The sequence below is a fragment of the Pseudomonas sp. K2I15 genome (genome assembly GCF_002204795.1).
In the GTDB taxonomy this organism is placed as follows: Bacteria; Pseudomonadota; Gammaproteobacteria; order Pseudomonadales; family Pseudomonadaceae; genus Aquipseudomonas.
In genome coordinates, this window is the sequence record NZ_NIXO01000043.1 from 1 (window position 1) to 22,329 (window position 22,329).

Sequence of the window (22,329 nt, forward strand, 5' to 3'; positions counted from 1 at the left end):
CAACATTTCCATGCTGATCACCCTGTGTTCTCCTGCTCGAAAAGTGAGCAGAAGCAGTTGAACACCTGGGTCAGTTTTCAGTCGGCAGAACAGCCTCTATTGGGTCAGTTTTCGGTCAGCGGCAACACACTGAGTTTCTATAGTTTGGAATTATTTGAGGTTTCGAATGAAAATAGATACTTCGGTGAGCTCAATTTATATTGGTGTGTCCGTTGTGGATTTTATCTGCGGAGCTAAGTCGGATGATGCCATTTTGCAATGGCGTCTTAGGGGTTGGGCACAGGGAGTAAGGCTGGATTTGTTTGGACTTTTCTAAAATTTGGTTATGATAGCCACATAAAAATGGGGCTTGATTATCTATTCATGCCCAGAACTGAAAAAATTTGATTAAGGACTATGTTTTGACTAAGAAAAAAGCACTAATTACGGGGATTACCGGCCAGGATGGCGCATACCTGGCAGAGTTCTTGCTTGCAAAAGGCTATGAGGTCCACGGTATTCGTCGCCGGGCGTCAATGTTCAACACGCATCGTATTGATCATCTCTACCATGACCCTCATAGTCAAGGTTTCGATTTGACTCTGCACTATGGTGATTTGACGGATTCTTCGAGCTTGATCCGGATTGTGCAAGAAGTTAAGCCTGATGAAATCTATAACTTGGCCGCCCAGAGCCACGTTGCGGTTTCGTTTGAAGAGCCTGAGTACACGGCTAACTCTGATGCCTTGGGCACGCTGCGGTTGCTGGAAGCAATCAGGATTGCGGGTCTTGAAAAGACTACGCGTTTCTACCAGGCGTCAACTTCCGAGCTTTACGGGCTGGTTCAAGAGATTCCACAAAAGGAAACTACTCCTTTTTATCCTCGCTCCCCGTATGCCGCGGCCAAAATGTATGCCTATTGGATTACGATTAACTATCGTGAGTCCTATGGTATTTATGCTTGTAACGGCATTTTGTTTAACCATGAGTCTCCAATTCGTGGCGAAACATTTGTTACAAGAAAGATTACGCGCGCCTTGGCTCGGATTAAACTAGGCCTTCAGGATTGTCTGTACCTTGGCAATATGGATGCATTGCGTGACTGGGGTCATGCCCGCGATTACGTGGAAATGCAATGGCTTATGCTGCAACAGGAAACACCGGAAGACTTCGTTATTGCTACTGGTGAGCAGCATTCCGTTCGGGAGTTTGTCGAACTGGCAGCCGCCGAAATCGATATCAAAATTCGCTGGGAAGGGAAAGGCGTAGAAGAAAAAGGCTTTGACGTTGAAAGCGGCAAATGCATTGTTTCGGTCGATCCGGTGTATTTCCGCCCTGCGGAAGTGGAAACGTTGCTGGGAGACCCTACAAAAGCCAAGGTGAAACTCGGCTGGGTACCGACTACTTCCTTCAGTGAGCTTGTGAAGGAAATGATGCTGTCCGATCTGAAAGAAGCTCAAAGAGATGAGCTAGTCAAACAGCACGGGTTTAAATACTTCAATCATCATGAATAATATTTCACTCGATTCCGCTATTTTAATTACAGGGGCGGGCGGCGGGTTGGGCAAAGCCTTGCTCGCCTCGCTTCGCAAGAAGGGGTACAAAAATATACTGACTCCTTCGAGGCAGGTATTGGATCTGCTCGACCCAAAGGCAGTCGCGAACTACTTTTCAGAGCATAAGCCACAGGTGGTGCTCCATTTGGCATCTGTGGTATTTGGTCTTTTGGGCAATCTCGAAAACCAAATGCGTTCGCTGGTGGAAAACACCCAGATTAATTCTAATCTTTTTTCTGCGATAAATGAAAATCCAGTCGATTATGTATTTTTTGCTGGAACAGTAGCCGCTTACTCATACCCCTATGTTCAAGTTCCTTTGCAGGAAGCCGATTTTTTTGCCGGTCTTCCTCATGGTGGTGAATTTGGATATGCCATGTCCAAGCGGCACGCTTATGCTTATTTGCGCATACTCGCAGAGACTAAGCGAGTCAAATTCACATATGGGGTATTTACAAATCTATATGGGGAGAATGACCGCTTCAATGAGAATAGTGGCCATGTTATTCCGTCGTTAATAATGAAGGCTCATCGAGCTAGCCAGGCTGGACAGCCCTTTTATGTATGGGGTGATGGTACGGCCCAGAGAGATTTTTTACATTTTGAAGATGCTGCTGAGGCCGTAGTGTTATGCATGATGTCTGATGCGTCCTCGCCATTGATTAATATTTCAAGCGGCGTGGCTGCGACAATCCGTGAACTGACAGGGCTGATTGCCCAGGAAGCCGGCGTTACCGATGTTAGGTTTCAGTCGGACAAGCCTGTCGGCATCCAATCCAGAGTTGTTGATAATGAGTTATTAACCACTCTTGGATTTTCGCAGTCCATAAGTTTGCAGCAAGGCATTGAGCGCTTGTATAAGTGGTATTCTGAAAATGTGAAGGAGATTCGGGTGTGAATAACAGAAAGATGGCGATTGTTTCGAGCTATTCTGAAAGTTGTGGTAATGCCGCTTTCACAAGAATATTGCATGATAGTATTGAGCATTATCAGGAGGGTGTGCAAGTTGAAGTGGTTGAGCTTGATCTGAAACTGCTGCAATCAATCAAGCGTTCTGTAAGAGCCAAGGCAAATGAACACATTCAAGAGATATGCACTCGTCTTAAGGATTACGATTTGGTAAATATCCAGATGGAGGCCGGATTATATGGGACTCTCCCTGGTGATATTGTCAATCGTTTTCGTAAGCTTGTCTCTGCCAATCCTCATACTAGTGTTACTCTGCATTCCCCTCGGTTGATCTCATCGGCTCAGTCTGCGTTTCGCGCTGGTATAAAAAAACTACTCAAATTTGATATCAAGGGTGGGTTGCGTGATCTCATTGGCGATAAATATGCTCAAATACATTTAAATATTAATAGAAAAATAGTCCAGGCGGCGATTAAATTTAATGCCCGAATGATTGTGCATACCAATCGTTCCGAAAAGCAGGTCAGGGATTTTTTTTCCTATACCAATATAGTTGTTCACCCCCTGAAAATGGTGCCCGTGGGCTATGTGCCGAATCACGATACTTTAGGGGACATTGCCCGCCAAGCCAATTTGGCGGAAAGTGATCGGCTGGTCGGTATGTTTGGCTACATAAGTGCGTACAAAGGTCACGTCGATGCCCTAAAGGCGCTTGAGCAGTTGCCTGATAACTATAAGCTTCTTATATTTGGTCGTCAGCATCCACAGACGCTCAAGGCGAATGGTAAACCAGATGAATATCTGGAGCGTTTGATTGGTCTGATTAAAAATAATAGTTTGCTGAAAAAACGTGTGTTTTTTATGGGCGAACTAAACGATAACGATTTTCTGGACGTTGTTAGTAGTGTCGATGTTGCCTGGCTGCCCTACTACGAAAACGGTCAAGATGGTTCCGGAATTGCCTCGATTTGCTTGGACTTGTGCCCGAGAGTCCTGTGCTCGACGTCCTTCGCCTTTGATGAACTTTTCAAACTTGTCACCTATAACAACGTCATGCGCTTTGATATAGGCAATATATTGGAGATGGGGCTGAAGACTGAGATGATCTTGCGTTCGGAGAAGAGATCTTTCCCATTTTGTGACGATTCCACCTATAGTTTGAAATCTCAAGCTGAAACGTATGTGAGTGGGGGTGTGGCTTGAGCGCAGAACGGTCTCCTGCCTTTCTAGAGTTGCAGAGAAAGGCACTCCTAGACGGAGTTGGTGATATTTTCCAAGGGCTGAAAAATATCGGCTTGGCATTCTTTTTTGCATGGGGAGATACAAAGGCAAGATACCGCCGAAGCGTTCTGGGGCCATTTTGGATGGTTCTCAGTACTGCTGTAAGTGTTGCGGGGCTTGGGTTTCTTTGGAGTATGCTACTCAAAGACGATCCTATTAAGTTAGTGCCGTCACTGACCGTTGGCTTGGTTATCTGGCAGTTTATATCCGGCTGTATTTTGGAGGCGCCGACGGTGTTCTCCCGAAATGCGCATTTTATCCGAAATATAAGAATACCTTTTTTTATATTTCCCATGCAATTGGTCATGCGGCAGTTGATTAACTTCGGGCATAACGCAATTGTTGTCGTAGTGGTTGTGCTGTATTTTTCTCCGGTTGTGCACCTTAATCAGTTATTGATCATTCCTGGGCTGCTGATTGTCATAGGTAATTTGAGCTGGATTATATTGCTCATCGCCATGCTGGGTTCGAGATTTCGCGATTTTGAACAGATTATTGGCGCTGTGATGCCTTTGATGTTCTTTTTGAGTCCTGTTATTTATCGGCCGAGTCAACTCGGTATTGCTCAGCAAATAGTATGGTTCAATCCGTTCAGCTATTTTATTACGTTGATCCGTGACCCAATTTTGGGAAATGTTCCGCCGCTGTTTGTATATCAGGTTTCCCTTCTGGCTCTGCTAATCGGCACGGTATTTACAGTTTACCAGTTTGGAAAGCACCGGAAACATATTTCATTTTGGATCTAAAAAATGGCTCACATAACTTTCGATAATGTCACCATCAGATATCCGATATATAATGGCGCGGCCAAATCGTTGAAAAAAACATTGGTTAATGTCGGTACTGGCGGATTTTTATCAAAAGAGCCGGGCGATGTTTTGACAATCACGGCGTTGGATAAGGTCAGCTTCAAGCTGTCTGACGGAGATGCCATTGGTTTGATTGGGCATAACGGCGCAGGGAAAACCACGCTTCTGAGAACGATGGCTGGTATCTATCCGCCATCTTCTGGTTTGGTTACGACAGACGGCAGGATTTCAACGATTATTGAGCTGGGTGCCGGTCTTGATTCTGAGTTGTCCGGGTATGAGAATATCTTTCGTTTGGGCTTGCTGTTAGGCATGAGTAAGGTCCAAGTGCAAAAGCTTATTCCGGTTATCGAAGAATTTACGGAGCTTGGAAATTTCCTTCAGGCTCCAGTACGTACTTATTCTTCCGGAATGTTGATGCGTTTGATGTTCGCCGTAAGTACGTCGAATCAACCCGAAATTTTGTTGGTTGATGAAATGTTTGGCACCGGGGACAAAGGTTTTCAGGAAAAGGCTAAGGCGCGTATGGAAGGTATTATTTCCTCAGCCAAAATTTTCGTTTTTGCCTCTCACTCTGAAGAATTGATCAGCAAATTCTGTAATCGGGTTTTTGAGTTGAAGCATGGTACGGTTACCGAGGTGACATGACAGGGCGCGGTCGTTTTTGACCTGGAGCTCATTGGTTTTGGACGGCCCATCACCCTTGCTATGCCCATCAACACTGCCTTAGGTTGGGCTTTTGGTGCTTTGTTCTCCTCAGAGTTCGTTAAGGTATTGCTTTTTACAGCTGGATTCGTGTTCAGTAGGCTTGGTGGCGCGGGTTCGAACGACTTGCTTGCTCGTTCCGGTGCGTAGGATGGATCCAAATAGCGAGGAGAAAGCATGGACAGTCGGCAGCAGCATATAACGAAGCATTTGAACCTTTCGGGCTGCGGTCTCGAAATAGCCCCACTGTTCAGGCCCACCGTGCCCAAGCACGGCTATAATGTGTACTACACGGACTACGCGCCCACTGAGGTACTTCGTGAAAAGAATGCAAACAACCCAAGCGCGCATTCAGGCCAGTATGCTGGAATACAGACTTTGGACTTCGTTTGGTTGCCAGGTAGCAACCTCAAGGCCTCGGTGCCAAACGAACTTGTGTTCGATTATGCGGTCGCATCGCACGTTATCGAGCATGTACCTAACATAGTCGGTTGGCTGAACGAGATTTTGGCGGTTATTAAGCCTGGCGGTAAACTTGCGTTGGTAATACCTAACAAAACTGCTTGTTTTGATTATTACCGTCAGACTACTCCGGTAGCCGAGTTTGTTGATGCTTGGATTCGTCAAGCCAGTAAGCCCTCTCCCAAACAAATTTTTGATTGCTTGTCGATGGCTGCGGATGACTCTGGCCCTGCTGGTAGTCGCCCCTTCGATTTGCATCTGCCTGTTCACGAAGCCAAGCGTGTTTACTCCTTGGATGAGGCATATAACTATGCTGTCAACTCCTATTACTCAGACGAATATCTCGATGTTCATTGCTCTGTGTTCACGCCTGAAAGTTTCGTGGACGTTATTTCTACCTTGATAGATCTAGGTTTGATAAACGTCACGATGACTACGCCTGAGCAGGGTGAGCCTTCAGTAGAAGGCGGCGATGTGTCAGGAGAGTTTATGGTAACGCTTACGAAGGTCGCGGACCCTGTGAAACAGGGCAGGCTCGAGGCGGCTACTACACGTACTGAAAAGTTGAGTGACCTTGAACACGCTCGCCAGGCGTTTCGGGATGCAATTGCTGTTCAGGAGAAATTGAAGAGTCAGATAAGATGTCTGGAGCGCGGGCTCTATCCGTTAGTATTGGCCAAGCGGATAGTTCGCAAAATCATGAGTAAGCTGGGGCTTTTGGAAAGTGCTACTAAACCCTAGCCTTCTTATGGTTTTTCATGTTCTTGATAATAAGTGTAACCTCAGTACAATTAGACGGCTGACTATTGTTTGTTGTAGCGTCCCTGAAGATAACAAGGTTTGAGTGGCTAATGATCAAGGTTTTGCATTTTTTTAAAACATACTATCCTGATAGTATGGGCGGGATAGAGCAGGTTATTTTTCAGCTGGCCGAAGGTTGTATAAAGCATGGTGTAGAGTCAGAGGTTTTATCCCTTAGCCGAGCTGGTGCGGTACGTGGTAGGAAAGTGGCTAACCACCTTGCTCATTGTTCTCGGCTGGATATGCAGGTGGCCTCTACAGGTTTTTCACTTTCTGCATTTAAAGACTTCAAGGAACTGGCCAGGAATGCTGATATTGTACATTATCACTTTCCCTGGCCGTACATGGATTTAGTGCATTTTGCTTCAGGTGTTAATAAGCCTTCGATTGTAACGTATCACTCGGATATCGTTAAGCAGAAGTTTTTGTTGAGGCTTTATAATCCGTTGATGAATCGTTTCCTTAATAGTGTTGATAGTATTGTGGCGTCTTCTCCAAACTACGTTGAAAGTAGCCCGGTACTGCAGAACTTCAAAGACAAAATTTCTGTCATTCCATTTGGGCTTGAGAAAGATACCTATGTAACGCCGTCGGCCGAAAAATTGGCATTTTGGCGCAACCGCTTGGGATCTCGATTTTTTCTATTTGTAGGTGCGTTGCGTTATTACAAAGGCCTTAACTTTTTGCTTGATGCTGCGCATCAAACCAACCTCCCGGTTGTGATTCTCGGTTCTGGGCCTCTTGAGGCCGAGTTGAAGCAGCAAGCTGAGCGCTTCGGCGTTAGCAATGTCCACTTTTTAGGCGGCTTACCTGACGAAGATAAATGTGCTTTGCTCAGTCTTTGTTATGCGCTCGTTTTTCCCTCTCACCTACGCTCCGAAGCCTTTGGGATTTCCTTACTTGAGGCAGCCATGTATGGTAAGCCAATGATTTCTTGCGAAATTGGCACCGGTACAAGCTATATTAATATTTCAGAAGAAACGGGTGTGGTGATTCCGCCTCGCAATTCCTCGGCGCTTGCCGAAGCTATGTTGAGACTCTGGAGTAATTCTGAATTGGCAGAAGCTATGGGGGCGGCTGCAGCAATCCGCTGTGAAAAGCATTTTGCTGTCGAGTCGATGGTTTCTTCTTATTCTGATTTGTATCGTAGTTTAATTTAGTGACCTGATGTTGAGACGTCTTGTTGTTTCGGAGATGCAGTTGAAAACGAACTTGCTTATTCGCGCCCTTTGTTATTCATGCGGTTTATAGCGGTGGGTGCATGTTGCTCGTATGGGGTGGGTGGCATTATAATATTGGCCGCATTTTTTTTTAGGTCGCTGGTATGAAGTCATCATCTGTCCTTGTCACGGGAGGTTCTGGTTTTTTGGGGCGGGCGTTAATCGCACATCTGGCGTCAATTGAACACTTGTCTGTAGCTGCGGCGCTTAGAAACCTGGTTGTTGACCTCCCTTCCAGTGTGAGGCTGCAACCAGTGGGCACCCTGGATGGGGCTACCGACTGGAGCCTCATACTTTCTGATGTGGATATCGTTGTACATACAGCTGCACGTGTACATGTTATGGCGGACGTCGCGACCGATCCTCTTGCAGAGTTCCGTGCTGTCAATGTAGAGGGGACGCTTAATCTCGGCCGGCAAGCGGCCATTGCCGGTGTAAAACGCTTTATTTTTATCAGTTCCATCAAGGTTAATGGTGAACAGACTAATCCGGGTCATGTATTTACTGCTGACGACTTACCGGCCCCCGTTGATCCTTATGGGATTTCTAAATATGAAGCAGAACAAGGGCTTCTAAAAATTGCTGCTGAAAGCTCTATGGAAGTAGTAATTATCCGGCCGGTGCTTGTTTATGGTGCGGGAGTTAAAGCGAACTTTTTAAATATGATGAGATGGCTGGATAAAGGCGTGCCCTTGCCATTCGGCTCTATTTCCAATAGTCGTAGCTTGGTTTCTCTGGATAATTTGATCGATTTAATCGTGGTGTGTTTTGAACATCCTAATGCAGCTAATCAAGTTTTTTTAGTCAGTGATGATGACGATATTTCCACCTCTACATTGTTGCAGAAAATGGGTCTCGCGTTAGGTAAGCCTGCTCGGTTGCTGCCCGTTCCCTGCTGGTTTTTGCGCGCCGCGCTGGTTCTTTCGGGGAAGGCTCCACTCGCTCAACGGCTGCTAGGTTCCTTGAAGGTGGATATAAGGAAAAATGCCGAGCTATTGAATTGGGTGCCCTCTGTCAAAATGGAGAGTGCCCTTCGTACGACTGCGCAGTATTTTTTGGAACATAAAAAAGCATGACTTGCTGGTGGTTAATACCGGTTATCGCCGGCGTTTCTCTTTTTTTTACGGGGCTGCTGCGTCGCTATGCACTGTCACGTAGTCTGATGGATATCCCGAATGCGCGTAGCTCACACTCCGTTTCCACCCCGCGGGGAGGTGGAGTGGCGATAGTGCTGGTTTTTTTGTTTGTTCTGACCGTGCAGTGGGCTGTGGAGGCCTCTTCGTTGTACGGATTTTTGAGCATTGCTGGTGCTGGAGCACTCGTCGCTATTATCGGCTTCATGGATGACCATGGGCACATCGCTGCCCGATGGCGTTTGTTGGGGCACTTTACCGCGTCAATCTGGCTATTGTTCTGGGTTGGCGGATTGCCCTCGATTGAAATCGGGGGCAGCACATTCAGTCTGGGCTGGTTTGGCCATCTGCTTGCGGTCTTTTATCTAGTGTGGCTGCTCAATCTCTACAACTTCATGGACGGAATCGACGGTATAGCCAGTGTTGAGGCCATTTGCGTGTGCCTTGGCGCCTGTTTTTTATACTGGATGGGCGGTGCGCCTCAGCTTGTCTGGGCTCCCTTGTTATTGGCTGCTTCTGTAGCGGGCTTTCTCGTTTGGAATTTTCCACCGGCGAAAATTTTCATGGGAGATGCCGGCAGTGGTTTCCTGGGTATCATCCTTGGTGGTTTATCGCTCCAGGCGGCATGGGTTTCTCCAAACTTTCTGTGGGGATGGCTGATCCTGCTAGGTGTGTTTATCGTGGATGCCACGTTCACGCTTTTGCGCCGTTTGCTCAGGGGGGACAAGGTCTACGAAGCACACCGTAGTCATGCCTACCAATTCGCCTCCCGTCAGTTGGGTAATCATCTGCCCGTGACGCTGACAGTAGGTGTAATTAATGTGGTTTGGTTGCTACCTATCGCTTTAGGGGTTACGCGTTATGACTTGGAACCCTGGCTGGGTATGATTATTGCCTATGCTCCTCTGGTAGTGCTGGCCATCAGGTTTCACGCTGGGGCGATTGAAGCTCCGCCAATCAAGAGCTAAGCGAAAACGTTTATTTTCGTTCTAAAGTCAGCGTGATGCGCTTATAAGATTACTGCAGCAGTACTGCGGTTGAAGGGAGAAGACTGAGGTGTTTGACGATTTTATGGATAACGTCAGGGCGCGCCTTGTCGGTCTGCCCAGGCGGCAGAAGCGCATGCTACAGGTCGCGACAGACATATTGCTGGTCTGGTTCGCCCTGTGGTTGGCATTCATCGTGCGCTTGGGTATCGATGATATGTACAACCCTTTCAGGGTTCACTTCTGGCTATTTTTAAGTGCGCCGATCGTTGCTACCCCTTTGTTTATTCGGTTTGGCATGTACAGGGCGGTGATGCGTTACTTTGGCAACGACGCGCTTGTGGCAATTATCAAGGCAGTCAGTTTGTCGTCCCTGGTCCTGGCGCTTGTCGTCTACTGGTACGGCAACCACGAAGCGGTAATTCCTCGCTCCATCGTCTTTAACTACTGGTGGTTAAGCCTTGTCATCATTGGCGGCCTGCGCTTGTGCATGCGTCAGTATTTTATGGGGGATTGGTTTGCGGGTTCCCAGCACGCCCCTTCCACCGGTCGTGATGACGGGCTCACTAAAGTCGCGGTCTATGGCGCAGGCGTGGCGGGTAACCAGCTCGTTGCAGCATTGCGTATGGGCCGAGCCATGCGTCCAGTCGCATTCCTCGATGACGATGCCGGGATTGCAGACCGTTCTATCGCGGGCCTCCAGGTCTACAAACCCAAACACATTCAGCAGATGATCGATGAAACCGGGGCGCAGGAAATCCTCCTCGCGTTGCCATCATCTACTCGCGCGCGGCGTCGGGAAATTCTTAATATCCTTGAGAATTTCCCCCTTCATATACGAAGTGTTCCTAATTTCACCGATTTGGCGAGTGGTCGGGTCAAAGTTGAAGATATTCAAGAAGTCGACATTGCCGACTTGCTGGGTCGTGACTTTGTATCCTCACAGCCGGAATTGCTAGAGCGCTGTATTAAAGGCAAGACTGTCATGGTTACCGGCGCAGGAGGTTCAATCGGAGCGGAGCTTTGCCGGCAGATTTTCGAGCTCGGAGCTACCACTCTTTTACTGTTTGATCACAGTGAGTTCAATCTATACAGCATATTGTCGGAACTTGAGGCGCGTGATCGCAGGAAGCCGCGCTCTGTGCGTTTATTGCCGATTCTTGGGTCTATTCGTCACCAGGACAAGCTTTTGGAAGTGATGAAGACGTGGCGAGTGGATACGGTCTATCACGCGGCAGCGTACAAGCATGTGCCGATGGTTGAGCACAATATCGCTGAAGGTGTACTGAACAACGTTATTGGCACGCTCAACACTGCTCAGGCAGCATTGCAGGCGGGGGTTTCTAACTTTGTGTTGATCTCGACTGACAAAGCTGTTCGCCCAACTAATGTAATGGGCAGTACCAAACGCCTTGCCGAGTTGACTTTACAAGCGTTGAGTCGGGAAATTGCTCCGGTGTTGTTCGGCGACAAAGCAAATGTATCTCGGGTCAATAAAACACGCTTTATGATGGTACGTTTCGGCAATGTGCTGGGTTCTTCAGGTTCAGTGATTCCGCTATTTCACAATCAGATCAAACTCGGTGGGCCGTTGACAGTCACTCACCCGAAAATCACCCGCTACTTCATGACCATCCCCGAAGCCGCGCAATTGGTCATCCAAGCAGGTTCCATGGGGCAGGGCGGTGATGTGTTCGTTTTGGACATGGGCGAACCGGTAAAAATCGTCGAGCTGGCTGAAAAGATGATTCATCTGTCCGGTCTGAGTATTCGCTCGGACAAAAATCCTCAGGGCGACATAGCCATCGAATTCACCGGCCTGCGTCCTGGTGAAAAGCTTTACGAAGAGTTGCTGATTGGAGACAACGTAGTCGCTACCCAGCATCCAATGATCATGAGCGCAAACGAGGATCACCTTTCTTGGGACGTCCTCAAAGGCAAGCTTACCGAGCTGCTTGGCGCCGTGGATGAGGACGATTACACCCGAGTTCGCCAACTTCTACGCGAAACTGTCAGTGGCTACTCCCCAGACGGCGAAATCGTCGACTGGATCCACCAGCAACGTCGCCTGGAACCCTGAACTCACACCCTGTAACTCACCCATTTTTGACTCTCCCCAAACATCACCTAAGTTTGAAAAGCAGCTTCGGAAAAGCTGCTTTTCCCTTATCGATGTCATGGAGCGTCACCAATGCATAAAGCGTATTTCTCATCCCTCATCTTCGCCTTCCTCACCAGCATCTCGCTAGCCACAACGGCCGCACCGTCCACCAAACCCGAAACCCCAACCTCCATCCCCACCCAAATGACCACGGTCGAACAAACCAGCAAGGTCAGCCTCAACTCTGCCGACGCAGAGACCCTGCAGCGCGACCTCTTCGGCATCGGCGCCGCCAAAGCCAAAGCCATCATCGCCTACCGCGAAACCAACGGCCCCTTCACTGCGGTAGATGAGTTACTGGAAGTAAAGGGCATCGGCAAGGCACTGCTGGAAAAGAACCGCGACAGGCTTGAGGTGAATTGAGAATCTGAAAGCAGACGAGGAGGCCGGTCATTGACCGGCTTTCTTCTGGTCAACGACCTCTGCCTTAAGGCTCCCCCGCACCACATCGAGAATCCGCGTCGCCAACTCGGCACTCTCCACACTTCTCGCCAACACCAACGCCCCGACCAGCGTCGACATCAGCACCAGGCTCTGCTCCCCGGCATTCGGGCTCCCAAGCGCAGCTTCAACCTGCTTGAGTCGAGCATTAAGCACTTCATCCGTCGTGCGGCTGTTCTGCCCACGCAACCCCAACTCCGAAGACATCGTCGTCAGCGGGCATCCCTCATGCGGTGAGGCCTGGTGCCATTCAGACAAATAACTATCAATAAATGCTTCCAGCGGCCGTTCCTGGCTGAACAGCTGTTCGCAATGCTCATCCAGTTGCGCGGCGGCCTCTTGCAAGGCCTTTTCCACCAACTCGTCCTTGGACTTGAAGTGCGCATAAAACCCGCCATGCGTCAGGTTCAGCGACTTCATCAATGGCTGCAGGCCGGTCGCGCCAATGCCGTCGCGGCGAAAGCGTACGGAGGCCTCCTTGATGATGCGCTGGTGGGTTTGAGCTTTGTGGTCTTGGGAATAGCGCATGGGGTGGCCTCCGAAACGTCCGGCCATATTAACCAAGCTTTCCTGGGCATACGCGGGTGTTTACAAAATTGTGCGGCTCAACGATCTGGAGCCGCTTCAGGCTCAGCGGTCCTGGGCGTCCTTGGAGTCCGCTTGGGCATTACGCTCGGCGACACGCTGGCGTTGCTCGTCAGTCAATTCGACTTTATTGGCGCTGTCTCGCAGCATCAACAAACCACCAACGATCGAACCGATCGCAACCACTAAAATCAACCAGGCATACCACGGCATAGGGTTCTCCTTGAGGCAGCAAGCCGTGGGAAAGTTTCCCACGGTAATAGCTGCTTTGAGTAACGGGCTTTCTTAGTAGTTCATTGTAGGCCCGTTCTGCCCCAGTAACCTTATAGCCCGGTCAACATAGCGTCTGCCGGCGCATCGGCGCGGTCTTGAGCGGTCAGTTGGAAGTACACAAACCCCACTACCATGAAACCCAGGAAGATCAGCCCGATCAGCGCGTTGAACCACGCCATTGCCACCAGGCATACCACCGCCAGCACCAGCGCAATCCCGGGCACGATCGGATAGCCCGGTGCACGGAAGGTGCGTTCCAGCAGCGGCTCGGTTTTGCGCAGTTTGAACAGGCTGAGCATGCTCATGATGTACATGACGATTGCACCGAACACCGCCATGGTGATCATTGCCGCGGTCAAGGTCATGCCACCCAGGTTGATCAGCCCGTCGCTATAAATGGCGGCGATACCGACGATGCCACCCGCGATGATTGCCCGGTGCGGCGTCTGAAAGCGCGACAGTTTCGCCAGGAAAGACGGCAAGTAGCCCGCCCGCGCCAGTGCGAAGAATTGGCGGGAGTAGCCGAGGATGATCCCGTGGAAGCTGGCCACCAGGCCGAACAGGCCGATCCACACCAGCATGTGCAGCCAGCCCGAGCTGTCGCCGACCACGGTTTTCATCGCCTGGGGCAGCGGGTCGTTGATGTTCGACAGGGTGCGCCAATCGCCCACGCCGCCGGCAAAGAACATCACGCCCATCGCCAGCACCACCAAGGTCAGGATGCCGCTGATGTAGGCCTTTGGAATGGTGCGTTTTGGGTCTATCGCCTCTTCGGCGGCCATGGCGGCACCTTCGATGGCGAGGAAGAACCAGATGGCAAACGGAATCGCCGCGAACATCCCGGCAATCGCCGGCGCGCCGAAGGTGTCGGAACCGGCCCAGCCATTCAGCGCGAAGTTGCTGAAGCTGAAAGCGGGGGCGACCACGCCCATGAACACCAGCAACTCGGCAACGGCGAGTACGCACACCACCAGTTCAAACGTGGCAGCCAGCTTCACGCCGAGAATGTTCAGGCCCATGAATACAATGTAGGCACCCACGGCCGCGTGTTTCGGGTCCAGCGCGGGGAACTGCACGTTCAAATACGCACCGATGGCCAGTGCAATGGCAGGCGGGGCGAAGACGAATTCGATCAACGTCGCCAGCCCGGCAATCAGGCCGCCTTTTTCACCAAACGCCCGGCGGCTGTAGGCAAACGGGCCGCCAGCGTGAGGAATAGCGGTGGTCAGTTCGGTGAAACTGAATATAAAGCAGGTGTACATGGCGGCGACCATCAATGAGGTCACCAGGAAGCCCAGTGTTCCTGCCACGCCCCAGCCATAGCTCCAGCCGAAATATTCCCCGGAAATTACCAGCCCGACGGCGATACCCCACAAATGCAGGGTGCCCAAGGTGGGTTTGAGTTGTGTGTTCATCGTGTAGCGCTCCCTGAACGGTTTGGAATGTTTCAGGGCATTGCAGCGGGCATGCCATTGCGCAATGCAGTGTCGTAAAGGCGCCGAACTGTCGCCGAGGGAACGGTTTGGCGTTTGAATGCCCGGAGGGCTTGCACCAGATAAGGGCGCCGCCTACGGGAAACGCTCACAAATCCCCCTGTAAACCCCGCATAAACCCACTCTTTACGCCGTCTTTACGCCCCACCCATACCCTCGCTCTCGTTCCTTTACGCCACTCCTGCGGACAATCCTCCTACACGCGGCAGTCGCCGCACGACGGAGAAACTTCCATGAGCGTTCTGGACGGGGTGTCACTGCTGTTGGCTGTGGCGCTGTTCATTTATCTGCTGGTTGCGCTGTTACGCGCGGATCGGAACTAGGAGCAGGCTATGCACAGTTATGACTATTGGCTGATCATCGCCTTCTTTGCCTTGGTGCTGATTCCCGCACCGGCCCTGGGGCGGTTCTACTACAAGGTAATGGAAGGGCAGCGAACCTGGCTCACGCCCGTGTTGGGCCCGGTCGAGCGCGTTTGCTATCGCCTTTCGGGTGTCGACGCGGATCAGGAGCAAAGCTGGCAGAAGTATGCACTGGCCTTGCTTGCCTTCAACTTCGCAGGTTTCGCGCTGCTGTTCGCGTTTTTGCTGTTCCAGCAATACTTGCCGCTGAATCCGCAGAAATTACCGGGTCTGGAATGGACCCTGGCCTTCAACACGGCCATCAGTTTCATCACCAACACCAACTGGCAGAACTACAGCGGTGAAGCGTCCCTGAGCTACCTCAGCCAGATGGCGGGTCTCACCGTGCAGAACTTCGTCAGCGCGGCCACCGGCCTTGCGGTGCTTGTCGCCTTTTGCCGTGGGATCGGTCGCAAATCCACCAAGACCCTGGGCAACTTCTGGGTCGACATGACTCGCGCCACCCTCTACGGCCTGTTGCCGATGTGCCTGGTGTTTGCATTGTTCCTGGTGTGGCAGGGCGTACCGCAAACCTTCGCTCACTATGTGAGCGCGGTGACCATGCAGGGCGTTGATCAGGTGATTCCACTGGGCCCGGCGGCCAGCCAAATTGCGATCAAGCAATTGGGCACCAACGGCGGCGGTTTCTTCGGGGTCAACTCGGCGCATCCGTTCGAAGACCCGACTGCCTGGGCCAACCTGTTTGAACTGGGCGCGATCATCCTGATTCCGGTCGCGCTGGTGTTCACCTTTGGTCACTACGTGAAAGACCTGCGTCAGAGCCGGGCGATCCTCGGTTGCATGTTTGCCTTGTTCCTGATCGGCGGTGCGACTGCGATGTGGGCCGAATATCAGCCCAACCCGGCGCTGAACAACCCGGCGGTTGAACAGGCCGCACCTCAGGAAGGTAAAGAAGCGCGCTTCGGCACCACCGGCACTGTGTTGTGGTCGGTGGCTACCACCGCTGCGTCCAACGGTTCGGTCAACGGCATGCAAGACAGCCTCAACCCCCTGACCGGGATGGTGTCGCTGGTCAACATGATGGTCGGCGAAGTGATCTTCGGCGGCGTCGGTGCCGGCATGTACGGCATGTTGCTCAACGTGTTGATCGCGGTGTTCCTCGCCGGCCTGATGATTGGCCGCACGCCGGAATACCTCGGCAAGAAACTCCAGGCCAAGGAAGTGCAATTGCTGGTCGTGACCCTGCTGGTAATGCCGGTCGGCACCCTGGTGCTGGGCGCCATCGCCGCCAGCCTGCCTGGCCCGGCCGGTGCCATCAGTAACCCTGGCCCCCACGGTTTCAGCCAGTTGCTGTACGCCTACACCTCGGCCAGTGCCAACAACGGTTCGGCGTTCGGCGGTTTCAGTGCCAACACCACGTTCCACAACCTGATGATGAGCCTGTCGATGTTGCTTGGCCGCTTCGGCTACATCTTCCCGGTACTGGCCCTGGCCGGCAGCCTGGCGATGAAGAAGACCGCACCGATTGGCCAGAACAGCTTCCCGACCCACGGCGTGCTGTTCGTGACCCTGTTGACCGTGACCATTTTGCTGGTGGGCGGCCTGACCTTCCTGCCGACGCTGGCACTTGGGCCTATCGCTGAACACCTGAGCATGGGCTTCTGAGGGATATGAAAATGAATATGCCTGCAAAAAACGCAGCTCCCGTGAAAACCCAGGAGCCGGCCAAAACCGCAATGTCGGCCCTGTGGCGCCCGGCGCTGGTCCAGGCGTTCGTCAAGCTGGACCCGCGCCAGCTGCAACGCTCGCCGGTGATGCTGGTGGTCGAACTGACCGCGATCCTCACCACCATCCTGTGCTTGGTGCCGGACGTGGCCGTACCGACCTACGTCTCCGTGCAAATCGCCGTGTGGCTGTGGTTCACCGTGCTGTTCGCCAACTTCGCCGAAGCCTTGGCTGAAGGTCGCGGCAAGGCCCGCGCCGACAGCCTCAAGGCTGGCAGTGAGGGCCTCAGTGCCCGTCGCAAGGAGGCCGACGGCACCTTCAAAGTCGTGCCCGCCACCAGCCTGCGTAAAGGTGATGTGGTCCGTGTGGTCGCCGGGGAAATGATCCCGGGCGACGGCGAGGTCATCGAAGGGATTGCCGCGGTCAACGAAGCGGCGATCACCGGCGAATCGGCCCCGGTCATCCGTGAATCCGGCGGCGACCGCTCGGCCGTCACTGGCAACACCCGCCTGGTCTCGGACTGGTTGATGATCCGCATCACCGCCAACCCGGGCGAGTCGACCCTGGACCGCATGATCGCCTTGGTGGAAGGCGCCAAACGCCAGAAAACCCCCAACGAAGTCGCGCTGGACATCCTGCTGATCGGCCTGACGCTGATCTTCCTGCTGGTGGTCGTGACCCTGCAACCGTTCGCCCACTTCGCCAATGGCAACCTGCCGCTGGTGTTCCTGGTGGCGCTGTTGGTCACACTGATCCCGACCACCATCGGCGGCCTGCTGTCGGCCATCGGTATTGCCGGTATGGACCGCCTGGTACGCCTCAACGTGATCGCCAAATCCGGTCGCGCGGTGGAAGCGGCGGGGGACGTGCACGTGCTGTTGCTGGACAAGACCGGCACCATCACCTTCGGTAACCGTCGTTGCACCAACGTGATCGCCGCGCCCGGTGTCAGCGGCAAGGAGCTTGCCGAAGGCGCGCTGCTGGCGTCGCTGGCGGACGATACGGCCGAAGGTAAATCCATCGTCGAATACCTGCGTGGCCTGCACCCGCAAGCCGAGCCGTCGACGGATGAGCTGACCGCCGTACCGTTCAGCGCGGAAACCCGTTTGTCGGGCGTCGACTACCAGGGCCGCGTGTTCCGTAAAGGTGCCGTGGATTCGCTGCTCGCGTTCGTCGGCCTGCAACGCCGCGACCTGCAACCAGCGCTGGCCCGGGAAATCGACAAGATCGCCCAGAGCGGCGGCACTCCATTGCTGGTGTGTGCCGACGGCAAGTTGCTCGGCGCGATTCACCTCAAGGACGTGGTCAAGCCCGGCATTCGCGAACGTTTCGCCGAGCTGCGCAAGCTGGGGATTCGCACCGTGATGGTGACCGGCGACAACCCGCTGACCGCTGCTGCGATTGCCGCTGAAGCCGGCGTGGATGATGTGTTGGCCGAAGCCACTCCAGAGAAAAAGCTGGCACGCATTCGTCACGAACAGAACGACGGTCGCCTGGTTGCAATGTGCGGCGACGGCGCCAACGACGCCCCGGCGCTGGCCCAGGCTGACGTCGGCATGGCGATGAACGATGGCACACAAGCCGCCCGTGAAGCCGCCAACATGGTCGACCTCGACAGCGACCCGACCAAGCTGCTGGACGTGGTGCAGATCGGCAAGGAGTTGCTGGTGACCCGTGGCGCGCTGACGACCTTTTCCATCGCCAACGACGTGGCCAAGTACTTCGCGATTCTGCCGGCGCTGTTCGCCTCGATCTACCCGCAACTGGGTGTGCTCAACGTGATGCACCTGCAAAGCCCGCAGAGCGCGATCCTCTCGGCCATCGTGTTCAACGCCCTGATCATCGTGGTGCTGATCCCGCTGGCGCTGCGCGGTGTGCGCGTGCAGGCGGCGAGCGCGGCGGCGTTGCTGCGTCGCAACCTGCTGATCTACGGCCTGGGCGGGATTGTGGTGCCGTTCGTGGGCATCAAGGCGATCGACATGCTGTTGACCGCGCTGCACCTGGTTTGACCCGATGCCTGCGGGCGCCGGCAAACCGGTGCCAGCAGGTTGCAATGACCGAATTGAGGAATTTGAAATGTCCAACATAATCCGCCCGGCCCTGAGCCTGCTGGTGTTGATGACCCTGATCACCGGCGTGGCCTATCCTTTGGTTGTTACCGGCGTGGCGCAAGTCGCGTTCCCTGACCAGGCCAACGGTAGCCTGGTACGCGATGCCAGCGGCAAGGTGCGTGGTTCGAGCCTGATTGCCCAGGACTTTACTGGTGACGGCTGGTTCCACCCACGGCCATCCGCCGGTGCGTTTGCCACCGTTTCCAGCAGCGCCAGCAACCTCGGCCCAAGCAACCCGGCGTTGGCTACTCGTGTGTTTGACGATGCCAAGAAAATGCTGGTGCCAGACCAGGGGCCGGTGCCGATGGCATTGCTGACTACCTCCGGCAGCGGTCTTGATCCACACTTGCCACCACAGGCGATTGCCTATCAACTGGCTCGGGTGGCTGCTGCACGTAACCTGCCGGTGGCGACGCTGGAGCGCTTGATGGACGAGCACATCGAAAGCCCGCTGGTGGGCCCGCCGGTGGTGAACGTTTTGGCGCTGAACATGGCGTTGGAAAAGTTGTAAGCAGTGGCGCCGCCATTCGCGAGCAAGCCCGCTCCCACATTTGACTGAGTTTCATCTTTGGAATGCGGTCGAATGTGGGAGCGGGCTTGCTCGCGAAGGCGGACTTAAGAAATCCACATCAACACCTGAAGGAAGACTGCCCGCATGAGCGACTCCGGCCGCGCCGATGCCCTGTTAGCCGATCTACCCCGGGACGGCCGTGGCCGGCTCAAAGTTTTCCTCGGCGCCGCCCCCGGCGTGGGCAAGACCTACGCCATGCTCCAGGCGGCCCACACTCAACTGCGCCAGGGCGTGCGGCTGATCGCCGGCGTAGTGGAAACCCACGGCCGCGCCGAGACCGAAGCCTTGCTCAGCGGCCTGCCGCAACAGCCGCTGCTGCGCTCCGAATACCGCGGCGTGATGCTGGAGGAAATGGACCTCGACGGCCTGCTCGCCGCCAAGCCAAAACTGGTGCTGGTGGACGAACTGGCCCATAGCAACGCCCCCGGCAGCCGTCACGAGAAACGCTGGCAAGACATTCAGGAACTGCTCTCTGCCGGCATCAACGTATTCACCACGGTCAACGTCCAGCACCTGGAAAGCCTCAACGACCAGGTGCGCGGCATCACCGGCGTGCAAGTGCGCGAGACCTTGCCCGACTGGGTCTTGCAGGAAGCTGACGAGCTGCTGCTGATCGACCTGCCATCGCGCGAACTGCTGGAGCGCCTGCGCGACGGCAAGGTCTACGTGCCGGAACAGGCCCGCGCCGCCATCGATGCCTTTTTCACCCAGACCAACCTCATGGCCCTGCGCGAGCTGGCGATGCAAACCGCTGCGGCCCACGTCGACGACGACCTGGCCCAGGGTTATCGCCAATTGGGCCAGGCGGCGCCCGCCGTGCGTGGTCGTTTGCTGGTGGGCGTGGACGGCGACGCCCAGGCCGAACGCCTGGTGCGTCACGCCAGTCGCGTGGCCCAGCGTCGGCATTTGCCGTGGAGCCTGGTGCATGTGGATAACGGCCGGGTGCGCGATGAACAGTCACGCCTGCGCCTGCAAAACGCCCAGCAACTGGCCGAGCGCCTTGGCGGCGAAGTGGTGCTGCTGCGGGCGGGAGAGGTTGCAAAAACGCTGATTCAGCACGCCGCCGAACGTCGTGCCAGCTTGATTCTGGTGGGCCAATCGAGGCCGGGCTGGTGGCGTAATCTGTTTGGCGGTGGCTTGGCGGCGCGCCTGCTGCGCAATGCCCGAGGCCTGGAAATCAACGTCCTCGACAGCGACGAAGTCCCGACCGCGCCACGCCTGCCGGACGTGCGTGGGCTGGTGTGGTTTGACTATGCGCTGGCGGTGGTAGCGACTGTGATAGCGGCCGCAGTCGCCTGGGGAGTCGCCAGTGTTTTGCCGTTGCCGAATATCTCGTTGGTGTTCCTTGCCGCCGTATTGCTGGTGGCGGTGCGCAGCAGTTTGGGCCCGGCGCTGGCGTGTGCGGCGTTGTCATTCCTGAGTTACGACTTCCTGTTTATCCCGCCGAATTTTTCCTTCGCGATCCAGCGTGAAGAGGACGTGCTGACACTGTTGTTTTTCCTGCTGATGGCCGCGCTCACCGGCAACCTGGCCGCCCGCCAGCGGCGGCAGTTGCAAGCATTGCGCGATACCCAGGAAGAAACCAGCGAGCTGCTCGACCTGTCCCGCAAGCTCACCGCCGCCACGGATCGCCAGGCGGTAATCAGTGCGGCCGCGCATCATCTTGAAGGCTGGAGCGACCTGCAATTGTGCCTGCTCAACCGTGACGGGCAGGGCGACTGGAAGGTTGAGACCGGAGGCCCGATCACCTTCACCGAAGCCGAACGCGCCGCCGCCGATTGGGCCTGGCAGCACGATCAACCGGCTGGAATGGGCACCGGCACTTTGCCGTTTGGTCGCTGGTGGTGGTGGCCGTTGTCCAGCGAAGAAGGCCCGTTGGGCTTGCTGGGTGTCAGCCCGAAAGCCGGGCTCGAATTGAGCGGCCAGCGCCGTCGCCTGCTCACTGCCTTGAGCCAGCCATTGGCCCAGGCCTTGGCCCGCGCGCAACTGGCCCAGGAACTCGAAGCGGCCCGGCTGCACGGCGAAACCGAGCAATTGCGTAGCGCCTTGCTGGCCTCGGTGTCCCATGATTTGCGCACGCCGCTGACCTCCATGCGCGGCAGCATCGACAGCCTGCTGGCCCTCGGCGAGGCGATTCCCCTGGAAGATCGCCGGGAGTTGCTGGAAGGCACCCGCGATGAAGCCGAGCGCCTGGATCGCTACATCCAGAACCTGCTGGACATGACTCGCCTGGGTCACGGCGCCCTGAAGCTGGCGCGGGATTGGGTCTCGCCCGGCGATATCGTCGGCAGCTCCCTGGGCCGTTTGCGCGCGGTGCTGGCGCCGCTGCAAGTGACCACCGACGTGCCGCCCGAGCTGCCATTGCTGTATGTGCATGCGGCCTTGATCGAGCAAGCGCTGGTCAACGTATTGGAAAACGCTGCGCGCTTCTCACCGCCGCAGGGTCGGCTGAAACTGAGCGCTGGCGTGCAGGATAACCAGCTGTTTTTTGCCGTCGCCGATGAAGGCCCGGGCATTCCCGAGGAGGAGCGCGCAAAGATTTTCGACATGTTCTACACCGCAGCCAGAGGTGATCGTGGCGGGCAGGGCACCGGGCTCGGCCTGGCGATCTGCCAGGGCATGGTGGGTGCTCACGGTGGGCATATCAGTGTGGCTGACGGGATTGAAGGCCGTGGCACCTGCATCACTTTATTCCTGCCATTGCAGGCCCAGCCTGGCCTGGAAAGCGAACTCTAGGAGCGAGGGGGGCGCCTGGCTCTTGCTCGC

The 22,329-nt window shown here is 54.4% G+C and carries 20 protein-coding genes; 17 read left to right on the plus strand and 3 right to left on the minus strand.

The genetic code is table 11. From position 1 onward, the window contains the following. The 12 genes from CEC48_RS31685 to CEC48_RS22215 all read left to right on the plus strand — a co-directional run. Positions 1–237: hypothetical protein (locus tag CEC48_RS31685; protein WP_088425697.1), on the plus strand; the 237-nt coding region annotated here is incomplete at its 5' end. A gap of 164 nt (positions 238–401) precedes the next feature. After that, positions 402–1,493: a GDP-mannose 4,6-dehydratase gene (gmd, locus tag CEC48_RS22165; protein ID WP_088425698.1), complete on the plus strand. Its 1,092-nt coding sequence runs from the start codon at positions 402–404 to the stop codon at positions 1,491–1,493. Continuing rightward, complete coding sequence (locus tag CEC48_RS22170; RefSeq protein WP_088425699.1) at positions 1,486–2,433, plus strand: NAD-dependent epimerase/dehydratase family protein; 948 nt, start codon at positions 1,486–1,488, stop codon at positions 2,431–2,433. Before gmd ends, CEC48_RS22170 begins: the two co-directional genes overlap by 8 nt. Further along, positions 2,430–3,647: a glycosyltransferase gene (locus CEC48_RS22175; RefSeq protein WP_088425700.1), complete on the plus strand. Its 1,218-nt coding sequence runs from the start codon at positions 2,430–2,432 to the stop codon at positions 3,645–3,647. Before CEC48_RS22170 ends, CEC48_RS22175 begins: the two co-directional genes overlap by 4 nt. Beyond that, on the plus strand, positions 3,644–4,471 hold the full coding sequence (locus CEC48_RS22180; RefSeq protein ID WP_088425701.1) for an ABC transporter permease: 828 nt from the start codon (positions 3,644–3,646) through the stop codon (positions 4,469–4,471). Before CEC48_RS22175 ends, CEC48_RS22180 begins: the two co-directional genes overlap by 4 nt. A 3-nt stretch (positions 4,472–4,474) precedes the next feature. Then, positions 4,475–5,182, plus strand: a complete 708-nt coding sequence (locus CEC48_RS22185; RefSeq protein WP_088425702.1) for an ABC transporter ATP-binding protein — start codon at positions 4,475–4,477, stop codon at positions 5,180–5,182. Positions 5,183–5,416: 234 nt separating this feature from the next. After that, a complete protein-coding gene (locus tag CEC48_RS22190; RefSeq protein ID WP_088425703.1) occupies positions 5,417–6,442 on the plus strand; it encodes a class I SAM-dependent methyltransferase in 1,026 nt (341 codons plus the stop codon). 110 nt (positions 6,443–6,552) lie between these two features. Next, the gene (locus CEC48_RS22195; RefSeq protein WP_088425704.1) at positions 6,553–7,662 is read left to right on the plus strand and encodes a glycosyltransferase family 4 protein; all 1,110 of its coding nucleotides are present in this window, start codon (positions 6,553–6,555) and stop codon (positions 7,660–7,662) included. 164 nt (positions 7,663–7,826) lie between these two features. Then, entirely contained in the window at positions 7,827–8,798 is a 972-nt protein-coding gene (locus CEC48_RS22200; protein ID WP_088425705.1) for an SDR family oxidoreductase, read from the plus strand. Then, positions 8,795–9,823 (plus strand): glycosyltransferase family 4 protein, encoded by a 1,029-nt coding sequence (locus CEC48_RS22205; protein ID WP_088425706.1) that lies wholly within the window; start codon positions 8,795–8,797, stop codon positions 9,821–9,823. Before CEC48_RS22200 ends, CEC48_RS22205 begins: the two co-directional genes overlap by 4 nt. A gap of 103 nt (positions 9,824–9,926) precedes the next feature. Continuing rightward, the gene (locus CEC48_RS22210; RefSeq protein ID WP_088425739.1) at positions 9,927–11,921 is read left to right on the plus strand and encodes a nucleoside-diphosphate sugar epimerase/dehydratase; all 1,995 of its coding nucleotides are present in this window, start codon (positions 9,927–9,929) and stop codon (positions 11,919–11,921) included. A 111-nt stretch (positions 11,922–12,032) separates the two neighbouring features. Continuing rightward, positions 12,033–12,365, plus strand: coding sequence for a helix-hairpin-helix domain-containing protein (locus tag CEC48_RS22215; protein ID WP_088425707.1), 333 nt, complete (start codon positions 12,033–12,035; stop codon positions 12,363–12,365). Positions 12,366–12,392: 27 nt separating this feature from the next. On the opposite strand, the gene CEC48_RS22220 is transcribed toward CEC48_RS22215, so the two are convergent. From CEC48_RS22220 to eat, 3 genes are all read right to left on the minus strand, one after another. Beyond that, the gene (locus tag CEC48_RS22220; RefSeq protein ID WP_088425708.1) at positions 12,393–12,971 is read right to left on the minus strand and encodes a TetR/AcrR family transcriptional regulator; all 579 of its coding nucleotides are present in this window, start codon (positions 12,969–12,971) and stop codon (positions 12,393–12,395) included. A 102-nt stretch (positions 12,972–13,073) separates the two neighbouring features. Beyond that, positions 13,074–13,241 (minus strand): DUF2897 family protein, encoded by a 168-nt coding sequence (locus CEC48_RS22225; protein WP_088425709.1) that lies wholly within the window; start codon positions 13,239–13,241, stop codon positions 13,074–13,076. 110 nt (positions 13,242–13,351) lie between these two features. Beyond that, positions 13,352–14,716, minus strand: coding sequence for an ethanolamine permease (eat, locus tag CEC48_RS22230; RefSeq protein WP_088425710.1), 1,365 nt, complete (start codon positions 14,714–14,716; stop codon positions 13,352–13,354). Positions 14,717–15,027: 311 nt separating this feature from the next. Between eat and kdpF the strand changes: the two genes are divergently transcribed. The 5 genes from kdpF (at position 15,028) to CEC48_RS22255 (ending at position 22,299) form a co-directional block, all read left to right on the plus strand. Next, positions 15,028–15,117, plus strand: a complete 90-nt coding sequence (gene kdpF, locus CEC48_RS22235) for a K(+)-transporting ATPase subunit F (RefSeq protein WP_003218754.1) — start codon at positions 15,028–15,030, stop codon at positions 15,115–15,117. A 9-nt stretch (positions 15,118–15,126) separates the two neighbouring features. Continuing rightward, positions 15,127–16,821, plus strand: coding sequence for a potassium-transporting ATPase subunit KdpA (kdpA, locus tag CEC48_RS22240; protein ID WP_088425711.1), 1,695 nt, complete (start codon positions 15,127–15,129; stop codon positions 16,819–16,821). A gap of 11 nt (positions 16,822–16,832) precedes the next feature. Next, on the plus strand, positions 16,833–18,890 hold the full coding sequence (kdpB, locus tag CEC48_RS22245; RefSeq protein ID WP_176438764.1) for a potassium-transporting ATPase subunit KdpB: 2,058 nt from the start codon (positions 16,833–16,835) through the stop codon (positions 18,888–18,890). A gap of 67 nt (positions 18,891–18,957) precedes the next feature. After that, entirely contained in the window at positions 18,958–19,503 is a 546-nt protein-coding gene (gene kdpC / locus CEC48_RS22250) for a potassium-transporting ATPase subunit KdpC (protein ID WP_088425740.1), read from the plus strand. A gap of 144 nt (positions 19,504–19,647) precedes the next feature. Continuing rightward, on the plus strand, positions 19,648–22,299 hold the full coding sequence (locus CEC48_RS22255) for a sensor histidine kinase KdpD (protein WP_088425713.1): 2,652 nt from the start codon (positions 19,648–19,650) through the stop codon (positions 22,297–22,299). Positions 22,300–22,329: the final 30 nt, after the last annotated feature.